Source organism: Streptomyces sp. NBC_01471, assembly GCF_041438865.1.
Taxonomy (GTDB): domain Bacteria; phylum Actinomycetota; class Actinomycetes; order Streptomycetales; family Streptomycetaceae; genus Streptomyces.
Map to the genome: position 1 here is coordinate 7,449,610 of NZ_CP109450.1, position 19,152 is coordinate 7,468,761.

General features: G+C 72.2%; 18 protein-coding genes. 11 read left to right on the top strand and 7 right to left on the bottom strand.

The window, feature by feature from the left end:
- The first annotated feature begins 162 nt into the window (after positions 1 to 162).
- The 6 genes from OG285_RS33715 (at position 163) to OG285_RS33740 (ending at position 7,052) form a co-directional block, all read left to right on the top strand.
- A complete protein-coding gene (locus OG285_RS33715; protein WP_356835847.1) occupies positions 163 to 1,026 on the top strand; it encodes an endo alpha-1,4 polygalactosaminidase in 864 nt (287 codons plus the stop codon).
- Between the two features lie 105 nt (positions 1,027 to 1,131).
- Positions 1,132 to 3,351: an NADP-dependent isocitrate dehydrogenase gene (locus tag OG285_RS33720; protein WP_371793208.1), complete on the top strand. Its 2,220-nt coding sequence runs from the start codon at positions 1,132 to 1,134 to the stop codon at positions 3,349 to 3,351.
- Positions 3,352 to 3,743: 392 nt separating this feature from the next.
- Positions 3,744 to 3,998, top strand: a complete 255-nt coding sequence (locus OG285_RS33725; RefSeq protein ID WP_356835851.1) for a hypothetical protein — start codon at positions 3,744 to 3,746, stop codon at positions 3,996 to 3,998.
- Entirely contained in the window at positions 3,995 to 4,999 is a 1,005-nt protein-coding gene (locus OG285_RS33730; protein WP_356835853.1) for an ATP-binding cassette domain-containing protein, read from the top strand. The genes OG285_RS33725 and OG285_RS33730 overlap by 4 nt, the downstream gene beginning before the upstream one ends.
- Positions 4,999 to 5,910: an ABC transporter permease gene (locus tag OG285_RS33735; RefSeq protein ID WP_356835855.1), complete on the top strand. Its 912-nt coding sequence runs from the start codon at positions 4,999 to 5,001 to the stop codon at positions 5,908 to 5,910. Before OG285_RS33730 ends, OG285_RS33735 begins: the two co-directional genes overlap by 1 nt.
- A gap of 98 nt (positions 5,911 to 6,008) precedes the next feature.
- Positions 6,009 to 7,052 carry a lactonase family protein gene (locus tag OG285_RS33740; protein ID WP_356835857.1) on the top strand — a complete coding sequence of 348 codons (1,044 nt, stop codon included), beginning with the start codon at positions 6,009 to 6,011 and terminating at the stop codon, positions 7,050 to 7,052.
- 147 nt (positions 7,053 to 7,199) lie between these two features.
- On the opposite strand, the gene OG285_RS33745 is transcribed toward OG285_RS33740, so the two are convergent.
- The 5 genes from OG285_RS33745 to OG285_RS33765 form a co-directional block, all read right to left on the bottom strand.
- Complete coding sequence (locus OG285_RS33745; RefSeq protein ID WP_356835859.1) at positions 7,200 to 8,126, bottom strand: hypothetical protein; 927 nt, start codon at positions 8,124 to 8,126, stop codon at positions 7,200 to 7,202.
- 92 nt (positions 8,127 to 8,218) lie between these two features.
- The gene (locus OG285_RS33750) at positions 8,219 to 9,280 is read right to left on the bottom strand and encodes a BadF/BadG/BcrA/BcrD ATPase family protein (protein ID WP_356835861.1); all 1,062 of its coding nucleotides are present in this window, start codon (positions 9,278 to 9,280) and stop codon (positions 8,219 to 8,221) included.
- Positions 9,277 to 9,954 carry a uracil-DNA glycosylase gene (locus OG285_RS33755; protein ID WP_371793209.1) on the bottom strand — a complete coding sequence of 226 codons (678 nt, stop codon included), beginning with the start codon at positions 9,952 to 9,954 and terminating at the stop codon, positions 9,277 to 9,279. The genes OG285_RS33750 and OG285_RS33755 overlap by 4 nt, the downstream gene beginning before the upstream one ends.
- A gap of 161 nt (positions 9,955 to 10,115) precedes the next feature.
- Positions 10,116 to 11,327, bottom strand: a complete 1,212-nt coding sequence (locus OG285_RS33760) for a low temperature requirement protein A (RefSeq protein ID WP_371793210.1) — start codon at positions 11,325 to 11,327, stop codon at positions 10,116 to 10,118.
- A gap of 215 nt (positions 11,328 to 11,542) precedes the next feature.
- Positions 11,543 to 12,121 (bottom strand): DinB family protein, encoded by a 579-nt coding sequence (locus OG285_RS33765; protein WP_371793667.1) that lies wholly within the window; start codon positions 12,119 to 12,121, stop codon positions 11,543 to 11,545.
- Positions 12,122 to 12,222: 101 nt separating this feature from the next.
- Here OG285_RS33765 and OG285_RS33770 point away from each other — a divergent pair, with 101 nt between their 5' ends.
- Positions 12,223 to 13,302: a helix-turn-helix transcriptional regulator gene (locus tag OG285_RS33770; RefSeq protein WP_371793211.1), complete on the top strand. Its 1,080-nt coding sequence runs from the start codon at positions 12,223 to 12,225 to the stop codon at positions 13,300 to 13,302.
- A 27-nt stretch (positions 13,303 to 13,329) separates the two neighbouring features.
- On the top strand, positions 13,330 to 14,781 hold the full coding sequence (gene argG / locus OG285_RS33775) for an argininosuccinate synthase (protein WP_356835869.1): 1,452 nt from the start codon (positions 13,330 to 13,332) through the stop codon (positions 14,779 to 14,781).
- A gap of 81 nt (positions 14,782 to 14,862) precedes the next feature.
- On the opposite strand, the gene OG285_RS33780 is transcribed toward argG, so the two are convergent.
- Positions 14,863 to 15,978: a HAMP domain-containing sensor histidine kinase gene (locus OG285_RS33780; protein ID WP_356835871.1), complete on the bottom strand. Its 1,116-nt coding sequence runs from the start codon at positions 15,976 to 15,978 to the stop codon at positions 14,863 to 14,865.
- Positions 15,975 to 16,862 carry a response regulator transcription factor gene (locus tag OG285_RS33785; RefSeq protein WP_371793212.1) on the bottom strand — a complete coding sequence of 296 codons (888 nt, stop codon included), beginning with the start codon at positions 16,860 to 16,862 and terminating at the stop codon, positions 15,975 to 15,977. The genes OG285_RS33780 and OG285_RS33785 overlap by 4 nt, the downstream gene beginning before the upstream one ends.
- 168 nt (positions 16,863 to 17,030) lie before the next feature.
- On the opposite strand from OG285_RS33785, the gene OG285_RS33790 reads away from it, so the two are divergent.
- From OG285_RS33790 to OG285_RS33800, 3 genes are read left to right on the top strand one after another with little or no spacing between them, the layout of a single operon-like run.
- Positions 17,031 to 17,708: a glycosyltransferase family 2 protein gene (locus OG285_RS33790; RefSeq protein WP_371793213.1), complete on the top strand. Its 678-nt coding sequence runs from the start codon at positions 17,031 to 17,033 to the stop codon at positions 17,706 to 17,708.
- Positions 17,705 to 18,379, top strand: coding sequence for a DUF2064 domain-containing protein (locus OG285_RS33795; protein WP_371793214.1), 675 nt, complete (start codon positions 17,705 to 17,707; stop codon positions 18,377 to 18,379). Before OG285_RS33790 ends, OG285_RS33795 begins: the two co-directional genes overlap by 4 nt.
- Positions 18,376 to 19,119, top strand: coding sequence for a methyltransferase domain-containing protein (locus tag OG285_RS33800; protein WP_356835877.1), 744 nt, complete (start codon positions 18,376 to 18,378; stop codon positions 19,117 to 19,119). The genes OG285_RS33795 and OG285_RS33800 overlap by 4 nt, the downstream gene beginning before the upstream one ends.
- Positions 19,120 to 19,152 lie beyond the last annotated feature (33 nt).

Sequence of the window (19,152 nt, forward strand, 5' to 3'; positions counted from 1 at the left end):
GCATCAACTCCCTCTTCGTGAGGTTTTGTTGATGCTCCAGGCCGTTATTCGGGCGGAGCAGCCGCGGTGGGGCGCGTACCGCCGCGGACGGTACGGGTTCGCCGCCGGGGCTGCCTCCGTGGTGGAATCGCCTTCCTCTTTCCCCAGCGCGAAAGCCCCGACGTGTCTCTTGTGTTCCGCCGTGCCGCTCGTCTCCTCGCCCCGGCGCTGATGGTTCTCGTGGCCGGATGTTCGTCCGGCGATCCCTCCGGCGGCTCCTCGCCGGCCGCTTCGGCCTCCGCGCGGGACGGCGGCGTCCGCGAGCCCCCGGCCCGGGCCGCCTTCGACTACCAGCTGGGCGGGCCGTACCGGCCGCCCGCCGGGGTGCGGGCGGTCTCCCGTGACCGCACCGCGGATCCCGTACCCGGGCTGTACAACATCTGTTACGTCAACGCCTTCCAGTCGCAGCCCGGTGGGGCTGTCGGCTGGTGGCGCAAGCACCACCCCGACCTGCTGCTGCACGACCGCCACGGCAAGCCGGTCGTCGACGAGGACTGGCAGGAGCCCCTTCTCGACATCTCCGGCGCGGCCGGGCGCGAGAAGCTCGCGGGCATCGTCGGCCGCTGGATCGACGGCTGCGCCGATGCCGGTTTCGACGCGGTGGAGCCCGACAACCTCGACTCGTACGAGCGCTCGGACCACCTGTTGACCGCCGACGACGCGGCCTCCTTCGCCCGGCTGCTGGCCGCGCGGGCACACCGGCGGGGTCTCGCCATCGCCCAGAAGAACACCACCGACCTGCTGGGCGAGCGCCACCGCATCGGGTTCGACTTCGCCGTCGTCGAGGAGTGCGGGCGCTTCGAGGAGTGCACCGAGTTCGCCACCGCCTACCGGGGCAGGGTCTTCGACATCGAGTACGGCACCAAGGATTTCGACCGGGCCTGCCGTTCCTGGGGCCGGAAGCTGTCGATCACGCTGCGCGACCGCGATGTGAGCCCGGCCGGAGAACGGGCTCATGTGTACCGGCGGTGCGATCCCACCGGCTGACGAGCGTGGTCCGGCCGGCCCGGGGGACGGGGCCCTGTCGAGAGGGGGGCGCTCAGGAGATATCTTGATGTCGAGCAATGTTGCAGACGTGGAGCGGAGCACCCGGTGACTGACTCGACCATCATCTATACACATACCGACGAGGCCCCGGCCCTGGCGACGTATTCGTTCCTGCCGGTGATCCAGGCGTACGCCTCGACGGCCGGTGTGACCGTGGAGAGCCGTGACATCTCTCTCGCGGGGCGGATCATCGCCAGTTTCCCCGATCGTCTTGACGAGAGCCGACGGGTCGAGGACGCACTCGCCGAGCTCGGCGAGCTCGCCAAGACGCCCGGCGCGAACATCATCAAGCTGCCGAACATCTCGGCGTCCATCCCCCAGCTGAAGGCCGCCGTCGCGGAGCTGCAGAAGCTGGGCTACGCGCTGCCGGACTACCCGGACGACCCGCAGACCGACGAGGACAAGGACGTCCGCGCCCGGTACGACAAGGTCAAGGGCAGCGCCGTGAACCCGGTGCTGCGTGAGGGCAACTCGGACCGCCGCGCCCCCGCCTCGGTGAAGAACTACGCCAAGGCCCACCCGCACCGGATGGGCGCCTGGTCCTCCGACTCGAAGACGAACGTCGCCCACATGGACGGTGACGACTTCCGCTCCACCGAGAAGTCCGCCGTCATCGGTGAGCCCGGCTCGCTCCGTATCGAGCTGGCGGGGGACGACGGCACCACCACCGTGCTGCGCGAGTCGGTGCCGGTGCTGGCAGGCGAGGTCGTCGACGCCTCGGTGATGCGCGTGGCCGCGCTCCGTGAGTTCTTCACGGCGCAGATCGCCCGCGCCAAGGCCGAGGACGTGCTCTTCTCGGTCCACCTGAAGGCCACGATGATGAAGGTCTCCGACCCGATCATCTTCGGCCACGTGGTGCGCGCCTTCTTCCCGAAGACGTTCGCCGAGCACGGCGCGGCGCTCGCCGCCGCCGGGCTGACCCCGAACGACGGTCTCGGCGGCATCCTCAAGGGCCTGGAGTCGCTGCCCGAGGGCGCGAAGATCAAGGAGTCCTTCGAGGCGGAGCTGGCCGAGGGCCCCTCCCTGGCGATGGTCGACTCCGACCGCGGCATCTCCAACCTGCACGTACCGAGCGACGTCATCGTCGACGCGTCCATGCCGGCCATGATCCGCACCTCGGGCCACATGTGGGGTCCGGACGGCGGCGAGGCCGACACCCTGGCCACCATCCCGGACAGCAGCTACGCCGGGATCTACCAGGTCGTCATCGACGACTGCCGCGCCAACGGCGCCTACGACCCGTCGACGATGGGCTCCGTGCCCAACGTCGGTCTGATGGCGCAGAAGGCCGAGGAGTACGGCAGCCACGACAAGACCTTCGAGATCCCCGTCACCGGTACGGTGCGGGTCCTCGACGGCCAGGGCAACGCCGTGCTCGAGCACGCCGTCAGCGCCGGGGACATCTGGCGCATGTGCCAGACCAAGGACCTGCCGATCCAGGACTGGGTCAAGCTCGCCGTCACCCGCGCCCGCGCGACCGGCACCCCGGCCGTGTTCTGGCTCGACGAGGGACGCGCGCACGACGCCGCCCTGATCGCCAAGGTCAAGGCGTACCTCCCGGAGCACGACACGGACGGTCTGCAGATCGAGATCATGACGCCGGAGGACGCCATCGCGTTCTCCCTGGAGCGCATCCGCCGCGGCGAGGACACGATCTCCGTCACCGGCAACGTGCTGCGCGACTACCTGACCGACCTGTTCCCGATCCTGGAGCTGGGCACGAGCGCGAAGATGCTCTCCGTCGTCCCGCTCATGAACGGCGGCGGCCTCTTCGAGACGGGTGCCGGCGGTTCCGCGCCGAAGCACGTCCAGCAGCTCGTCAAGGAGAACTACCTGCGCTGGGACAGCCTCGGTGAGTTCCTCGCCCTGGCGGTCAGCTTCGAGCACCTCGCGCAGACGACGGGCAACGCACGCGCCCAGGTCCTCGCGGACACGCTCGACCGCGCGACCGGCACGTTCCTCAACGAGGACAAGTCGCCGAGCCGCAAGCTCGGTGGCATCGACAACCGCGGCAGCCACTTCTACCTGGCGCTCTACTGGGCCCAGGAGCTGGCCGCGCAGACCGACGACGCACAGCTCGCCGGGGCGTTCTCGGCGCTCGCCAAGACGCTCGGTGAGCAGGAGCAGACCATCGTCGGCGAGCTGGTCGCGGTCCAGGGCTCCCCGGCCGACATCGGGAGCTACTACCAGCCCGACCCGGAGAAGGCCTCGGCCGTCATGCGCCCGTCGGCGACCTTCAACCAGGCCATCGCGACGCTCGGCTGAAGTCCGGCGGACCGGCCGTCCCAGCGGCGGCCGGTCCGCCGTCACGCACCCTGGCCGCCCCGGCCGGCATCCCGCCGGCCGGGGCGGCCGCGTCGTGTGCGGGACCCGCTGCCGAGCGGGCCTGGAGCAGCCCGGACCAGGCCCGGAGCGACGCCGGATGCCGGGGACCGGCTTGCGTGGTTCCATGAGAGATGTCAGTGCTTGATGCTCCCGCCGTATCTGCCGAGCGGATGCAACGGGGTTGCACATCAGGCTGATTCCACGACTTTCAGGGCGGCGTGCGGCTGTCCGGCCGGACCGGTGCGAGCCGGCCGCCCTCATGGACACGCGCCGTGAATCCGCCCCGCGTACCCCCGGGCGCGCGGGGCGGCGGTCCTGAAAGGAGATGCGGTATGTCCACAGCCATCCTCACCGTGTTCAGAGACCTCATACGGCTGGTGACAGGCTCGGTCAGGGCCGTCGGCAGCTTCGTCGTACAGCACTTCGCGACCCAGGCGCCCCCGGCGGCGCACACCGGGCGTCCCCGCCCCGCCGATCTGCTGGCCGGCCGGGTCGGGCAGGAGGAGTACCAGGCGGACCAGGAACGGCTGGCGCTCGCCGACGCCTCCGCCCACCCCCTGCACGTGCCCCCGCTGCCGAGACGATGACCACCCCCCCTGTCGACCGCGACCTGGAGCAGCAGAGCGGTCCGGCGCCCGGTGCGGCCACCGTCATCCGTGCCGCCGGACTCACCAAGGCCTACGCCAAGTCCTCCGTCCCTGCGGTGGACGGCATCGACCTCCGGGTGCGCCAGGGGGAGATCTTCGGACTGCTCGGGCCCAACGGGGCGGGCAAGACCACCACGGTCGGCATGCTGACCGCCCGGGTGGTGCCGACGGGGGGTTCGGCGTACGTCGGTGACATCGACGTGGTCGCGGACCCGACGCTGGCCAAGCAGCTCATCGCCGTCGTCAGCCAGCAGAACACCCTGGACCGCTCGCTGACGGTGTGGGAGAACCTGTACTTCCACGGCCTCCTGTTCGGCATCCCGCGCCGGGAGTCCCGCCGCACGGCCGACGCACTCCTCGAACAGTTCCATCTGTCCCGCTGGGGCAAGTCATCGGTGTTCGCCCTGTCCGGCGGGATGGCGCAGCGCCTGATGGTGGCCCGCGCGATCTTCCACCGCCCCGCCGTGCTCTTCCTCGACGAGCCGACGGCCGGACTGGACCCGCAGGGCAGGCTGGCTCTCTGGGAGGCGCTGGACGGGCTGATCGCGGACGGCCAGACCATCCTGCTCACCACGCACAACATGGACGAGGCCGACCACCTCTGCGACCGGGTGGCGATCATCGACCACGGCCGGATCCTCGCCCTGGACACGCCCGCGGCCCTCAAACAGGGGCTCGGCGCCGATGCCGTGGTCACGGTCGCTACCAGTGGCAGCCAGGACGGCCTGGCGGCCCGGCTGAACAGCGACATCGACGGCGTCGTCCGCACCCGGCTCGTCGACGGAGCCGTCGAGATCCAGGTCAAGGGCGCCGAGCGGCTGCTGCCGCGGGTCGTCACGAGTGCGGAGGCCGGCGGCTTCGAGCTGGTCGACCTCTCGATCACCGAGAGCACCCTGGAAACGGTGTTCATCAGCCTGACCGGACAGGAGCTGAGGGACTGATGGCTGCGTCAAGTGCCGTCCCGCCGCCCGGTGACGTCCCGTCCGCGGGCCGGTCCGGGCGCCCCATCGGCGTACGGCCCGCCCGGTCGGCCGCGTCCTCCAGCCGCTCCGCGCTGAGCGCGCTCGTCCGGCGGGATCTGACCGTCCTGATGAAGAACTTCGGCGAGTTCGCGGGCCGGACCGTCATGCAGCCGTTCCTGCTGGTCTTCGTGTTCCTGTACGTGTTCCCCCTCATCGGCCAGGGCATCGGCTCGGGCGGCGGTGCCAAGGGGGAGTCGGCCTTCGCCACCGTGCTGGTCCCGGGGGTGGTGTCCATCGCGATCATGTTCCAGGGCATCCAGTCGGTCGCCATCCAGATGTCCCAGGAGTTCGGCTTCACCCGCGAGATCGAGGACCGGGTGCAGGCCCCGTGCCCGATCTGGCTGGTGGCGGTGGCGAGGGTGCTGTCCGGATCGGCCCAGGGACTGATCTCGGCGGCCATCGTGCTGCCGATCGCGGCCGTCGTGCACGCACCGGGGGTGCACCCCCAACTCAGCATCCACTGGTGGGTCGTGGTCACTCTGATCCCGCTGTCCTGCCTCACGATGACCTCGCTCGGACTGCTCCTGGGCACCACGTTCCAGCCGAGGAACATCGGCGTGATGTTCGGCTTCGTCGTGCTGCCGCTCGTCTTCCTCGGCGGCACCTACTACCAGTGGACCAAACTGGCCCCCGTGCAGGTGGGCGGATTCCACTGGCTCCAGGTGCTGGTGCTGGTCAACCCCCTGATCTACATGAGCGAGGGCATGCGGGCCGGCTTCACCGACGTGTCCCACATGCACCTGTACGTCGTCTATCCGGTTCTCGCCGGTTTCTGTGCGCTCTTCCTCGCCCTCGGGCTGCGCAACTTCCGCCGCCGCGTGCTGTCCTGACCGGGCGGCGGCGTGCCCGACTTGGTCCGGACCGCTCCTGCTACCGTCTGCCGGAGCCCGGCCACACACGGACCGGGCGCGGTCGAGAGGGGAGCACGGTGGTCACCACAGGCGCCGGGCGCGCGTTCATCGGGTCGTTCACCTCTGCGGGGGGACCGGGTCTCGTCACCGCCTCGGTGGACGCGGAGGGGGCGCTGACCGTGCTGGGCGCCGTCGACACCGTGCCGAACCCCTCGTTCCTCGCCCCGGCCCCCGGCGGCTCGGTCCTGTACGCCGTCTCCGAGACCGGCACGGGCGCGGCGGCGGCCTTCGACATCACCGGCGCGCGGCCCAGGCCGATCGGTGAGCCGGTCGCGGTGGGCGGCGCCGACCCCACCCACCTCGTACTCACCGGCGGGCATGTCGTCACGGCCAACTACAGCTCGGGAAGCGTCAGTGTGCTGCCCGTCCGTGCCGCCGACGGCGGACTGGACGCGCCCGTCTCCGTGCTGCGGCACGAGGGCCGGGGACCGGACCCGGCCCGCCAGGAGGGCCCGCACGCCCACCAGGTGACGCAGGACCCCACCGGGCGCTGGGTGCTGAGTGTCGACCTCGGCACCGACTCCGTACGGGTCTGCGCACTGGACGGCTTCACGGGCGAACTGACCGTGCACGGAGAGACCGCGCTGCGGCCCGGCAGCGGGCCGCGCCACCTGGCGTTCCACCCGGCGGGGACCCACGTCTACGTCCTGAACGAGCTGGAGCCCACGCTCACCGTCTGCCGGTGGGACGCCGGAGCGGGCACGCTGGAGCCGGTCGGCCGGACCTCGCTGCTGCCCGAGGGCACGGCGGGGGAGAGCTACGGCTCGGGAGTGGCCGTCGCGCCCGGCGGACGCTTCGTCTGGGCGGCGAACCGCGGGCAGGACAGCATCTCGGTCCTCGCCATCGACGCGAGCCGGGAGAAACCCGTCCTGACCGCCACGGTGGGCTGTGGTGGCAGGTGGCCGCGCGACCTCGTGGTGGACCCCGGAGGACGGCGGCTGTACGCGGCCAATGAGCACTCGGGGGACGTGACCTGGTTCGACATCGATCCGCGGACGGGGATTCCGAGCCGCTCCGGCTCCGTGCAGGTGGCCGCCGCCTCGTGCGTGGTGTTCGCCTGACCGGACCACGGCCCCGTCGTGGCCGCCCGCTTCACCTGACACCCCGCTCGGGTCAGGTGAGGCGGGACGTACGGGAAGGGGCCCGCACCGGCACTCCGTGCTGCTCCGGTGCGGGCCCCTTCCCGTTACGCGGCGGTCTTCCGCAGGTCAGCCGACCGGCGCTCCCTGGGACGGCTGCTGCGGGGTGATGCCCAGCGCGGTCGTGTACTTCGAGAGGACGAGCTTGCCGACCGCCGGGTAGGCGCCGAGCGCCTCGGCGGCGGCGCAGTCCGCCTCCTTGGCCGCCCCGGCCAGCAACTCCTCGGTGACCTCGGGGCCGATCAGGTACGGCGCGAGCGCCAGCTGGGCCGAACCCGAACCCCGCAGCTGCTCCGCGATGGCGGAGACCGAGCCGTCCACGTCGAGTGCGGCGGCCATCACCGGCACGGCGAGACGCGCGGCCAGCAGCATGCCGGTGATTCCGGCCGCCTGCACGGCCTCGTCACCGCCGACCGTCGCCAGGATGATGCCGTCGGCCGCCGTGGCGACCGTGAACAGCCTGGCCCGGTCGGCGCGGGAGAGACCTGCCTCCGAGAGACGCACGTGCAGACCCTCCGCGAGCAGCGGGTGCGGTCCCAGCACCTCGGTCAGCTCGGCGGCAGTGGTGCTGTCCATCACGGCCTGCCGTATGCGCCGCTCGGTGGCCGCGTCGGGGCCCGCGAGCAGGGGCACCACGACGGCGGTGGCGCCGGTCGGCTCGGCCACCTCACGTCCGGCGGCCCTCGCCTGCGCGTAGCGCGCCACACGCTCGGCCGCGGTGTGGGAAAGGACCGACTCGAGGGCGGGGAACTCGTCGTCGGCGCCGTCCAGGTAACCGATACGGGCATCCAGACCGGGCAGCTCGGAGCGGGCGATGGAAATGACCTCTTCCGCCAGGCTGCGCACAGCGGCGGAGGGTGTGCCGGGAACGGCGAGAACCAGTGCGGGCGCGCCCTCAGGAGCCACCGCGGGCTCCGGGCGGCGATGCCGTCCGGTCTGGCGAGGTCGCGGCATTCGTACAGGCAGGCCGGATGCGGGCCCATTGGGGGAGCTCATGGCGCCGCATGCTACTGGCTTTGCAGGCCTCGCTGTTCGGGGAGGGTGCGTTCGTGCGGCGTCTGTCCTCATTTATCCGTTGCGTCTCCGCCTCATCGCGTATCCTGTTCCGCCACCACACGCAAGAGCTGTGGATGAGGTGGCAGCCGAAGACTCCCCGTGGCGAGAGCCGAGGCGATGAGTACCGCTCCCACCAGCGGATCTCCGGCCGCAGGCACGGGTGCCGCAGACGGCAGCAGGGCGGCGAACTCCTCGCGCACGGGGGTGAGCAGAGGGTCTCCCATCTTGAACAGACCACCCGTGAGGGCTACTTCACAGCGCGCGCCTGACCGGGCCGGCTCCGCCGGGCACACGGCGGCGGCGGCTTCGGCGATCTGCCGGGCCGCGTCCCGCAGAATGGCGGCCGCCACGGGGTCGCCGGCCGAGCACCGGGCCACCTCCGGAGCGAACGAGGCGAGCACCGCCGGCCGGTCCGAACGCGGGTAGAGGCGACCCGGCAGGCCGGCCGCCGGTCCGAAAACGGCCTCCAGCCGTTCCAGCAGCACGGCCGAACCGCCCCGCCGTCCGTCGTACGCCCGCATCCCGGCCTCCAGACCGGCGCGGCCGATCCAGGCCCCGCCGCCGCAGTCGCCGAGCAGATGGCCCCAGCCGTCCGCCCGGCGCCACCGGCTGAGGTCGGTGCCCAGCGCGATCATCCCGGTACCCGCTGCGACGACCGCTCCGGTCCGCTGGCCCAGGGCGCCCGCGTACGCCGTCACCCCGTCCGCGGCGAGTGCCAGCCGCCGTACACCGAGCGAGCGCTCCAGCGCCGCAGGCAGCTCCGCGCGCAGATCGTCCCCGAGCGTCGCCATTCCGGCGGCGCCGATCGCCACCGCCGACACCCGGGTGCCACCTGCGCGGCCGAGCAGTTCCTCCGCCATGGGCAGCAACTGCTCCAGCAGATGGTCCGCTTCGATGCCGCGGGCGCCGGTGCGCACGGGAACCCGGGAGACCACGGACCCGGAAAACACCGAATCGGAAACCGCGGGCGCGGAGGCCGAGGATCCGGATGCTGCGGATCCGGAGACAGCGGGCCCGGTGAGCGCCTGATCCGCGGCGGCGAGCGCGACCCGGAGCCCGGAGCCGCCGGAGTCCACCCCCAGCACCCAGGTCACGGCAGCCGCCAGTCCACTGGCTGGGCCCCCTGGCGTACCAGCAGGTCGTTGGTCCGGCTGAAGGGGCGCGAACCGAAGAAGCCGCGGTCCGCCGACATGGGGGAGGGATGGGACGATTCGACCGCCGGGAGGTTCCCCAGCAGGGGCCGGAGGTTACGGGCGTCGCGTCCCCACAACACCGAGACCAGCGGCTTCCCCCGGGCGGCCAGGGCCCGGATGGCCTGCTCGGTCACGTCCTCCCAGCCCTTGCCGCGGTGTGCCGCCGGTTTGCGCGGCGCCGTCGTCAGCGCCCTGTTGAGCAGCAGTACGCCCTGCTCGGCCCATGGCGTCAGATCGCCGTTGGAGGGGCGGGGCAGGCCCAGGTCCGCGTGCATCTCGCGGAAGATGTTGTCCAGACTGCCGGGTACCGGCCGTACCTCGGGCGCCACCGAGAAGCTCAGCCCCACGGCGTGCCCCGGTGTCGGATACGGATCCTGGCCGACGATCAGAACGCGCACCTCGTCGAACGGCTGCTGGAACGCGCGCAGCACGTTCGCCCCGGACGGCAGATAAGTGCGTCCCGCGGCGACCTCGGCGCGCAGGAACTCGCCCATCGCCGTGATCCGTTCGGCTGCGGGAGCGAGCGCCTGCGCCCACCCCGCCTCGACAATTTCATTCAACGGTCGTGCTGCCACGGGGCGTCACTCTACTGGCACACCGCACCGGCGCTGTCCCGGGTGCGGCCGGGGCGAGCAGCTCCGCCCGTGCCCGGCACACACCGGACCGCGCCCATCGGGCAGGTGCGGGGCACGCCGATGCCCGGGCGGCGCCGTGCGGATCCGTCGCGGACCGCCGGTCAGGCGGCGGCGGGGCGCGCCCTCCGCCGAGGCCAGGGGACCAGCCACCGCACCGCGGCCACCAGCAGCCAGATGACACCGGCCGGAGGCCAGGCACCGGCGAACAGGCCGAGTGCGACGACCGCCAGGAGGGCGGGGACCTCCTTGAGCAGGACGTGGCGGATTCCCCGGCCCGAGGCGGGCGCGGCCACCGTCGCGATGACCAGGTACACGGCGACCGCACCACACATGAGCCGGCGGGCGCCAGCCGGCAGATGCGCATCGGTGAACGCCACGCTGTCCCCCAGGGCCGCTGCGAGCGCCGCGATCGATCCGGCGACGACGCAGTGCAGGATCAGCGCGATACGCACCGGTACGGCACCGGCAGCGAGGAGCGGCACCCCGCCCGTGCCGTGCCGCAGGGAGAGCGACCAGAACTGCAGCAGGAGCATGAACGCGCCGATCGCCACACCGTAGAGGGCCCGGTCCCAGACGGCTTCGCCCGCAGCGTCGACCATCTGCACGATGGCCTCGCCCAGAACGATCAGGACGAACAGGCCCAGCCGTTCGTCGAGGTGGCCTCCGTCGGCGTACCGCGGGACAAGCGGAGGCAGTCGCGGACGACGCTCGCGGGTCTTCCGCGACTGTTCGAGTACCCGGCCCGCCGACCCGGTGAACATGGAGACCAGGTCGATGGCGAGACCCGCTGCCCACAGGATGTAGCGGCCGTGGCCCTCCACCCACACGGAGACCACCCAGGGCGTCAGCCCCGCGCCCATCTGCGCGATGGGCAGGTCCACGATGACCTCGCGACGGTGTTCCCACACGCGGGACGAGAGCAACCGCACCAGGACGTAGGCGAGGGCGAAGGCGCGTCCGTTGTGCTCACGGACACCGGGAACGGCCGCGGCCATCACCGCCATGCCGAACATGCCGGCCATCACCATCATGGTTCTGGCCCTGTCCCCGGCCACGTTCGCGTACATCGTGAAGAGGACCCACGCGTTCCAGAAGGCAAGGAACAACAGCACGTACAGGCCCAGGCCGGCCGGGCCGGGGTCGCCGTGCAGAAGATGCGCGAGCTGCCCGACCCCGGCGACCACGATCAGATCGAAAAAGAGCTCCAGCCATGAGGAGTGGCGCTCTTCACCGGCGCCGCCCGTGGCCGGCGGAGCCTGCGTCCGCGGCCGGGTCCCCGGATCGGAAGGGCCGTGTGCGGTCGCATCGTTCATGGAGACTTCTCCGGTCCTGGCGCCCCCGACAGGGCATCGGAAGGAGATCAGGATGCACCGCGCAGGGTACGGAACACGTCATGACACAGCGGCCGTGCGCCCGTCCGGACCGACACCCGCGAGCCCACCGCGGTGGGGCACACCTGCCGCGCTGGGCTCCCGGGGGGACGGCGCCGGTACGGAGAAGGACGTCCGGCCGACGCTGTACCCAGCGGTCAGGTCGACTTCTGCCCGTCGAGCGTTTCGCGCAGGAGATCCGCGTGCCCGGCGTGCTGAGCGGTCTCGGCGATCACGTGCATCAGGACCCGGCGGACGCTCTGCACCCCGCCCGGCTCGTTCCACGGGGCCTCGGGCAGCGGGTGCGTCGCCGACAGATCGGGTGTGGCGGTGATGATCTCCTCGCTCCGGGCGGCCACCCGCTCGTAGTGCTGGAGGATCGCGGCCAGCGTCTCACCGGGCAGCATCCGGAAGGCGTTCTGGTGGTCGATCGCCCACTGCGGGTACTCACGTGCCGTGCCGGCCGCGAGGTCGGCCCAGGTGACACCCTCCGGCAGGTCGTAACGCAGCGCTGACGGCCCGTCGACCGCGAAGCGCAGCCATCCGTCCTCGATGTGCGCGACGTGCTTGATCAGGCCGCCCAGACACAGCGTGCTGGCCGTCGGGCGCTCGCTCGCCTGCTCGTCGCTGAGCCCGTGCACGGTGCGGGTCAGGGCGGCCCGCGCGGCCGCGAGCTCGGCGAGCAGGTCGGCCCGCTCGCCGTCGGGAAGGGAAGAGGGCACGGTCGTGGCGTTCACAGTGATCGGGTCCTTCTGATTGTTCTCGTTGTCCGGCACGTGACCACGCTCGCAGGGGAAGCGGTCAGGTTGTGTCCTCTTCCTGGGGCAGGGTCGACGTCATGCCGAAGACGTCAGCGCGACTGCTGTCCCTGCTCTCCCTGCTCCAGGCCCGCCGCGACTGGCCGGGGCAGCTGCTGGCCGAACGCCTGGAGGTCAGCCCGCGCACCGTGCGCCGTGATGTCGACCGCCTGCGCGAGCTCGGTTACCCCGTACTGGCCGCCAAGGGCCCCGACGGGGGCTACCGGCTCGATGCCGGTACGCAACTGCCCCCGCTGCTCTTCGATGACGAACAGGCCGTCGCCCTCGCCGTCGCGCTCCAGACCGCGACCACGACCGGTGCCGGCATCGAGGAGGCCGCGGCCCGCGCTTTGCAGACCGTCCGGCAGGTCATGCCCGCACGGTTGCGCCATCGCGTCGACGCCGTGCGGTTCACCGCTGTGGAGCGCGCCGGGACCGAGCCGAATCCACAGGCCGACTCCGGCGTTCTCGTCGCACTCAGCGCAGCCGTCCACGCCCGCGAAGAGCTGCACTTCGACTACGTCCCCGTGTCCCCTCCGGGAGGCACCGGCGGGGCCCGTGCCGTGGTTCCGCCGCGCCGGGTGCAGCCACACCACCTCATCACCTGGGGCGGGCGCTGGTATCTGGTCGCCTGGGACCTGGACCGCGACGACTGGCGTACTTTCCGCGCCGACCGGATCACTCCGCGCACCCCGACGGGGCCCCGCTTCACCCCGCGCGAACTGCCCGGCGGGGAGGTGGCCGCCTTCGTCGCCGACCGGTTCCAGGGTTCCGACGGCTCCGGGGGCCGGCCCTGCCGCGGCGAGGTGATCCTCGGCCGGCCGGCCTCGGCCGTGGCCTGCTACACGTTCGACGGGACCGTCGAAGAACTCGGCCCGGACCGCTGCCGCCTCGTCCTGGGCGGGTGGTCATGGGCCGGACTCGCCGCCACCATCGGCAGGTTCGACGCCGACATCCAGGTCATCGGGCCACCCGAACTCCGAGACGCCTTCGCGCACCTGGCCCGCCGCTGTGCCGACGCCGCGACCGGCGTACCCGCGGAACGGACGGAGGCGGCTGTCAACAGCGCCCGGAACACCAGCGCCCGGAACACCGGCACCCAGAACACCCACTTTGCATGATCATGCATTGTGTCGCATACTCTTTCCATGTCTAAGGTTCTTACCTCCCTGCCCACCGGCGAGCGCGTCGGCATCGCCTTCTCCGGTGGCCTCGACACCTCCGTCGCGGTCGCGTGGATGCGCGACAAGGGTGCCGTCCCGTGCACCTACACCGCCGACATCGGCCAGTACGACGAGCCCGACATCGCGTCGGTGCCCGGCCGTGCGCTGGCGTACGGCGCCGAGATCGCGCGCCTGGTCGACTGCCGTGCCGCGCTGGTCGAGGAGGGGCTGGCCGCGCTCACCTGCGGTGCGTTCCACATCCGGTCCGGCGGGCGGTCCTACTTCAACACGACACCGCTCGGCCGTGCCGTCACCGGCACCCTGCTGGTCCGGGCGATGCTCGAGGACAACGTGCAGATCTGGGGCGACGGCTCGACGTTCAAGGGCAACGACATCGAGCGGTTCTACCGTTACGGGCTGCTCGCCAACCCGCACCTGCGCATCTACAAGCCGTGGCTCGACGCTGACTTCGTCACCGAGCTGGGCGGCCGCAAGGAGATGTCGGAGTGGCTGGTCGCCCATGACCTCCCGTACCGCGACAGCACCGAGAAGGCCTACTCCACCGACGCCAACATCTGGGGCGCCACCCACGAGGCCAAGACCCTGGAGCACCTCGACACCGGAGTCGAGACCGTCGACCCGATCATGGGCGTCCGGTTCTGGGACTCCGATGTACAGATCGCCGCCGAGGACGTGACGATCGGCTTCGATCAGGGCCGTCCGGTGACGATCAACGGCAAGGCGTTCGCCTCCCCGGTCGACCTGGTGATGGAGGCGAACGCCATCGGCGGGCGCCACGGCATGGGCATGTCCGACCAGATCGAGAACCGGGTGATCGAGGCCAAGAGCCGCGGTATCTACGAGGCCCCTGGCATGGCGCTGCTGCACGCCGTGTACGAGCGCCTGGTCAACGCGATCCACAACGAGGACACCGTCGCCCAGTACCACAATGAGGGCCGGCGCCTCGGCCGTCTCATGTACGAGGGCCGCTGGCTGGACCCGCAGGCCCTGATGATCCGCGAGTCGCTGCAGCGCTGGGTGGGCGCGGCGGTCACCGGAGAGGTGACGCTGCGGCTGCGGCGCGGCGAGGACTACTCGGTCATGAACACCTCGGGCCCGGCGTTCAGCTACCACCCGGACAAGCTGTCCATGGAGCGCACCGAGGACTCGGCGTTCGGCCCGGTGGACCGGATCGGCCAGCTCACCATGCGCAACCTCGACATCGCCGACTCCCGCGCCAAACTGGAGCAGTACGCCGATCTCGGCATCGTCGGCAACACGCACGCGACGCTCGTCGGCGCCGCCCAGGCCGCCTCGACGGGGCTGATCGGCGCGATGCCGCAGGGCGGCGCCGAGGTCATCGCCTCCCGTGGCAAGGTCGACGGCGACGACGACCAGATGCTCGACCGCGCCGCGATGGAGTTCGGCACCGACTGACCGGATCGGCGGCAGCACACCGTCCGGGAAGCGACAACGGCTTCCGGACCGTCCTGCCGCCGGTACGTCTCACCGGGGCGATCACCCGTTCCGGGCCGCGGGCAGGGTGACCTCGAAGCGGCAGCCGCCCGTCACATTGCGTACGGCGGCCTGGCCCGCGTGCGCCTCGACGATGCCGCGCACAATGGCCAGGCCGAGACCGGCGCCCGCCGGGGGCGTGCGGGCCTCGCTGCCCCGCCAGCCGGTGTCGAACACCCGCTTCAGATCGTCCTCGGGGATGCCGCCGCAGCCATCGGTCACCGAGAGGACGACGGAGCCGGCCCGCTGCTCGGCCGCGACCGCCACCGTGCCGTCGGCCGGGGTCCGGTGGATCGCGTTCACCAGCAGATTGGCCAGCACCCTGGTCATCTCCTTGCCGTCCACCTCGACGGGCAGGGCCTGCACCCCACGGCCCTCCAGCCGGACGCCGTGCTCGCGGGCCAGTGGATCCGCCCCGGCCAGCGCATCGCCCACCAGGTCGTACACGGACATCCGGATCGGGGTCAGCGTGAGCGCTCCCGCATGGATGCGGGACAGTTCGAAGAGGTCGCCGACCATCGTGTTCATCCGGTCCACCTCCGTGCGGATCTGCCGGAAGTAGCGCTCGGGATCGGCGGCCATTCCGTCCTCCAGCGCCTCGGACATCGCCCGCAGCCCGGCGAGCGGGGTCCGCAGATCGTGCGAGATCCACGCCACCAGCTCACGCCGTGAGGTCTCCAGCGCCTGTTCGCGGCGGCGTGACACCGCAAGCTTCTCGCTCGTCGCCGCGAGTTCCCTTCCCAGGTCGGCCAGTTCGGCGGTGGGCGCTCCGCCCGGTTCGGCGAAGTCGCCCCCGTCGCCGAAGGAGCGCGCAGCCAGAGTCAGTGCCCTGCTGCCCGCGACGACCCAGCGGCCGAGCAGCAGCGCGGTCGCCAGCGAGACCACAGCGGCCATGGCCACCACCAGGGTCACCACCTTGAGGTCGTGCGGTGACAGGAACATCGCCCTGGCCACCGCCAGCGTCCCCGCCAGCATCGCGGTCACCGCGACGGCCGAGATGACGGTGAGCGACAGGGCGACCGAGCGGTGGCGCAGCCGCCACAGGGCGCCGGCCCCGATCAGTCCGGCCGCGCCGGCGCCGAGGAACGCGTACAGAGCGATCAGCAGCAGGTCCTTCATCGGGCGCCCGCCTCGCCGGACCGGGCGGCCGCGCCCGGCCCGGACCCGGCACCACCCGCGTCGGCCCCGTCCGCACCCGCATCCGTACCCGTGCCTGCATCCGTGCCCGCGCCGCTGGACTCCGTTCCGTCCATCCGGCCCGTTCCGTCCAGCCGGTCAGTCCCGTCCATCCGGCCCGTTCCGTCCTCGAACCGGTAGCCGACCCCCCACACGGTCCGGATCAGCCTCGGTGCGGCGGGATCGTCCTCGATCTTGCCGCGGAGCCGGCGTACGTGGACCGTGACGGTCGACAGATCGCCGAACTCCCAGCCCCACACCTCGTGCATCAGCTGCTCCCGGCCGCAGGCCTGCCCCGAGTGCCCGATCAGATAGGCCAACAGGTCGAACTCCCTCAGAGTCAGGGCGAGTTCGCGTCCGTCCTTGACGGCACGCCGGGCCGCGGGATCCACCGTGAGCCCCGCGGCGTGCAGCAGCGGGCCCGGCCGGTCGCCGCCCCTACCGCTGCGGCGCAGCACCGAGTCGACCCGGAGCACCAGCTCCCGCGGGCTGAACGGCTTGGTGACGTAGTCGTCCGCGCCTATTTCGAGCCCCAGGATCCGGTCGTCCTCGTCGCCGCGCGCGGTCAGCATGATCACCGGAACCGGGCCGCGGTCCCGCAGTGCGCGGCACACCTCCAGGCCGTCCATGCCCGGCAGCATCAGATCGAGCACCACCAGATCGGGCCTGCGCCGCGCCGCGCACTCCAGAGCGGCCGGGCCGTCGGCCGCGCGGTCCACGGAGTACCCGGCGCGGTCGAGATAACCGGCGACGACCTCCGAGACGGTCGGGTCGTCGTCGACGACCAGCACGCAGGGCGGGGGGAGGGCTGGGCGCTGGTTCTGCATGGCCCCAGCGTGTCACCCGGCTGCGGCGGGCGTCCGGTCGCACGGGTGGTTGTGCGCGGACGTCCGCGTTTCGTAAGGAACGGAAGAGCCATCCCGCGCCGTTCGGTTCGTACGGTGAGGGACGTGACCGACCTGATGCCTCTGAGGCCCCCGAGCCCCGTGCCCCCCATGACGGTGGACGTCGTCCTCCCCTGCCTGGACGAAGCCGGAGCACTGCCCCGGGTGCTGGAGCGCATCCCGTCCGGCTGGCGGGCGCTCGTGGTCGACAACGGCTCCACCGACGGTTCGGCCGCCATCGCCTCCGGCCTCGGGGCCACTGTCGTCCACGAACCCCGCCGCGGTTTCGGCGCCGCCTGCCACGCGGGTCTGCGTGCCGCGACGGCCGAGCTGTTGTGCTTCTGCGACTGCGACGGCTCACTGGACCCCGGGCTGCTGGCCGGTCTCGTCCGGCGCGTGGCGGACGGAGAGGCCGATCTCGTGCTGGGCCGCAGGCGTCCCACCGGGCGCGGTGCCTGGCCGCTGCACGCTCGTGCGGGCAACTACGCCCTGTCCCGGATGCTGCACACCCGCACCGGGCTGCGCCTGCGGGACCTCGGCCCGATGCGCGCCGCCCGCCGTGCGGAGCTGCTCGGCCTCGGACTGACCGACCGGCGCAGCGGCTATCCGCTGGAGATGGTCGTACGAGCGGCCGACGCGGGGTGGCGGATCACCGAGCAGGACGTGCCCTACCGGCCGCGCACCGGGAAATCCAAGGTCACGGGCACCTGGCGGGGCACCTGGCAGGCGGTGGGCGACATGCGCTCCGTACTGAACGCCCCGGCGCCCGCAGAGGGGGCGGTGCGATGACCACGCTGCTCGTCATCGCCAAGGAGCCGCGTCCGGGCCGGGTCAAGACCCGGCTCACCCCGCCCTGCACCCCGCAGCAGGCGGCGCACATCGCCGAGGCCGCGCTCCGGGACACGCTCACGGCGGTCCTGGGCTGTCCGGCCCGGCGCCGGATCCTGGTACTCGAAGGCGCGCCGGGGAAGTGGCTGCCGCCCGGTATCGAGGTCGTCCCGCAGAGCGGTGGCGGACTCGACGAACGGCTCGCCGCCGCGTTCGCACTCTGTACGGGCCCCGCGCTGCTCGTCGGCATGGACACCCCGCAACTCACCCCGGCCCTGCTGGAACCCGCGCTCGGGCCCGGTGGCTGGACCAGCTGCGACGCCTGGTTCGGTCCGGCCGACGACGGCGGGTTCTGGGCACTCGGATTCGCCGAACCCCGTCCCGAACTCATCCGCGGTGTTCCCATGTCGACCCCGGGCACCGGTGCGGCGCAGCGGGCGAGGCTGACGGGGGCCGGGCTCACCGTCCGTGATCTGCCCGCGCTGCGTGACGTCGACACCGCGGACGACGTACGGGCGGTGGCGGCCGCCGTCCCGGACAGCGGCTTCGCGGCGGCCGCCGCAGCCGCGCTCCCGGCTTCCGGTCACCGCACACCGGCCCAGTCCGGCCACCCCGCCGGAGCCCGCACGTGAGCGCTCCCGTCCGGGCCCGCTGCTGGCAGTCGGACCCGTACACCGACGCCCTGCGCACCGGACGCGGCCCGCTGTTCCTCCGCCGCGCCGACGGCTGGCTCCTCCCGCTCGACGTGGAACGCTGGTGCGCGGCCGCCGACCGCGCCGACATGTCCGTGCTCGGCCGCTGCGAGGGGACGGTCCTCGACATCGGCTGCGGCCCCGGCCGGCTGGTCGCCGCACTGGCCGGGCTCGGCCACCGCGCCCTGGGTGTCGATGTCAGCCACGCGGCCGTCGCCCGTACCGCACGTGCCGGAGCGTCCGCTCTGTGCCGCTCCGTCTTCGACCGGCTGCCGGGGGAGGGGCGCTGGGGCACGGCGCTGCTCATCGACGGCAACATCGGCATCGGCGGCGACCCGCGCGCCCTGCTCGGCCGGGCCGCGCAGCTCATCGCCCCCCGAGGGCTGCTGCTGGCCGAGGCGGCTCCGGTGGATGTCGACGAGTGCGTACGCGTCCGGGTCGACGACGGACGAGGCGGCGCGGGGGCCGACTTCCCCTGGGCCCGGGTGGGTGTGTCGGCGCTCCTCGGCCATGCGCGCGCGACCGGCTGGAACGCGGCCGGCCAGTGGCAGGAGGAGGGCCGCCCCTTCATCGCCCTCCGCCGGTCCGGTTCCGTCGTCCACCAGGCGCACTCGGCTGCGAAGGCGGTCCACCCGCCCTGCTCAGGGCCGGGCAACTCCTCCTCACCTGGCCGCTGTTGAGGACCTGGTTCCTCCACGGTGCCGAGAGCCGTC